The sequence below is a fragment of the Shewanella sp. 10N.286.54.B9 genome, assembly GCF_041468565.1.
Classification (GTDB): Bacteria; Pseudomonadota; Gammaproteobacteria; order Enterobacterales; family Shewanellaceae; genus Shewanella.
In genome coordinates this window covers 40,842-43,229 of record NZ_JBFRIY010000057.1, presented here as the reverse complement: position 1 = coordinate 43,229, position 2,388 = coordinate 40,842, and the positions used below count along the sequence as shown (strand labels likewise).

The 2,388-nt window shown below is 47.7% G+C and carries 1 protein-coding gene; it reads right to left on the bottom strand.

Annotation, left to right across the window (positions count from 1 at the left end; all coding sequences use genetic code 11):
- Positions 1–2,388, bottom strand: a 2,388-nt coding sequence (locus tag AB4135_RS18500; RefSeq protein WP_371994929.1) for a VCBS domain-containing protein, incomplete at both ends; no start/stop codon positions are given.

The following is a 2,388-nucleotide window of genomic DNA, read 5'->3' as shown; positions in this document are numbered from 1 at the left end:
GTGTCGCCATGATCGAGATCAGTGGCAGTGATCTGGCCGGTTACTTTATTGCCACCTTCATCAATCGTCTTCGAGCTTATGTGACTGACCACTGGAATATCGTTAGTGCCATTAATGGTCACAGTGACTTTCTGCTCAGTGCCATCCACAGAGTGAACCAATAGCGTATCGGTAACAGACTCACCGGTTTTCAAGCCCTGAATCTGTGCGCTTGAATTGTTGGCGGTATAAGTCCAATGGCCGGTGTTATCGATAGATAGCTGACCATATTGACCTTGCAGTGAATCGGCGGTGAACTGGTTTTCACCGCGATCTAAATCGATCACGGTGAGCTGACCATCGGCTCTTAATGTGTTGCCACTGGCAAGATCTTTATCTTCGGTCAAGCTAGCGGTTGATACACCAGCGATCACTGCTTTGTCATCGCTGCCATTAATGATGATAGTGACTTTTTGCTCAGTACCATCAACCGAATGTACCAGTAGCGTATCGGTAACGGTTTCACCCGTTTTAAGCCCTTGGATCTGTGCGCTCGAGTTGTTGGCGGTATAAGTCCAATGGCCGGTATTATCGATAGATAGCTGACCATATTGACCTTGCAGTGAATCGGCGGTGAACTGGTTTTCCCCGCGATCTAAATCGGTCACGGTGAGCTGACCATCGGCGCGAAGTGTGCCGCCACTGGCAAGATCTTTATCTTCGGTCAGACTGGCAGTTGAGGTACCAGCAATTGCCGCTTTGTCATCGCTGCCATTAATGATGATAGTGACTTTCTGCTCAGTGCCATCCACAGAGTGAACCAATAGCGTATCGGTAACAGACTCACCGGTTTTCAAGCCCTGAATATGTGCGCTTGAATTGTTAGCGGTATAAGTCCAATGGCCGGTGTTATCGATAGATAGCTGACCATATTGACCTTGCAGTGAATCGGCGGTGAATTGGCTTTGACCGCTGTCGGGATCAGTTACCGTGAGTTGACCATCAGCGCGCAGCGTATTGCCACTGGCAAGATCTTTATCTTCCGTCAGGCTGGCCGTTGAGGTACCAGCAATTGCCGCTTTGTCATCGCTGCCATTTATGATGATAGTGACTTTTTGCTCAGTGCCATCAACCGAGTGAACCAATAGTGTATCGGTAACGGTTTCACCGGTTTTCAAGCCCTGAATCTGTGCGCTTGAATTGTTGGCGGTATAAGTCCAATGGCCGGTGTTATCGATAGATAGCTGACCATATTGACCTTGCAGTGAATCGGCGGTGAACTGGTTTTCACCGCGATCTAAATCGGTCACTGTGAGCTGACCATCGGCTCTTAATGTGTTGCCGCTGGCGAAATCTTTATCTTCCGTCAGGCTGGCCGTTGAGGTACCAGCAATTACCGCTTTGTCATCGCTGCCATTAATGGTCACAGCGACTTTCTGTTCGGTGCCATCAATTGAGTGAACCAGCAAAGTATCGGAAACAGACTCACCAGTTTTCAAGCCCTGAATTTGTGCGTTCGAGTTGTTAGCGGTGTAAACCCAATGACCGTTCTCATCTATGCCAAATTGACCGTATTGACCAGAGTAGTGATCTGCTACAAACTGACTTTGGCCTGAATCTGGGTCAGTAATCGTTAGCTGGCCTTCTGTTCTCAATTGTTCGCCAGTCGGGGTTACAGATACATTGAGATCCTCTGTCATTGCTGCTGTAGACGTGCCGCCAATTTGCGCTAAGTCATTGCTGCCGGTAATTTGAACTGTTACCTGCTGAGTAACAGGTTGACCTGAGCTGTCAGTAGCTATCACGCTAAAGGTTTCTGTTGCTATCTGACCTTGGTTCAGTGCTTGTGTTGCCGGGTTTTTATTGTTGAGTTGATAATGCCAAGTGCCTGTATCGGGATCGATGCTTAGCTCGCCAAGTTGGCCCTGTCCGTTAGCTATTGACCAGCTGATATTGTCACCGGTATCGGGATCGATTGCGATCAAACTGCCTGATGCGCTATCTATGGCGCCATCTTCGTTGAGTGCTGCGTGATGTACACCTGATATCGTCGGTAGATCATTGCTACCTTCAACTTCAACGGCAATTGTTGTCTGTACGTGATTTCCTTCGCTGTCTGTAGCGGTCACTATAAATTGTTCTGTGTGGTGCTCATTTTCTGCTAATGCATTCGTTGCCAATGCGGCGTTATTGAGTTGGTAATGCCATTGCCCGCTTGCTGGATCAATAATAAGTGAGCCAAATTGCCCTTGTGGTTGGTTAACAATCCAATTTATTTGCGCAGAATTATGCCCTTGAGCATGTAATGAACCAGCAACCGAATCAGTACTAGAGTCTTCTTTAACTTGTTGTATTTGTTGTTGACTATCAACAGATAGCGGTTTTTCATTAGTGCCAGTGCCAGTGCCA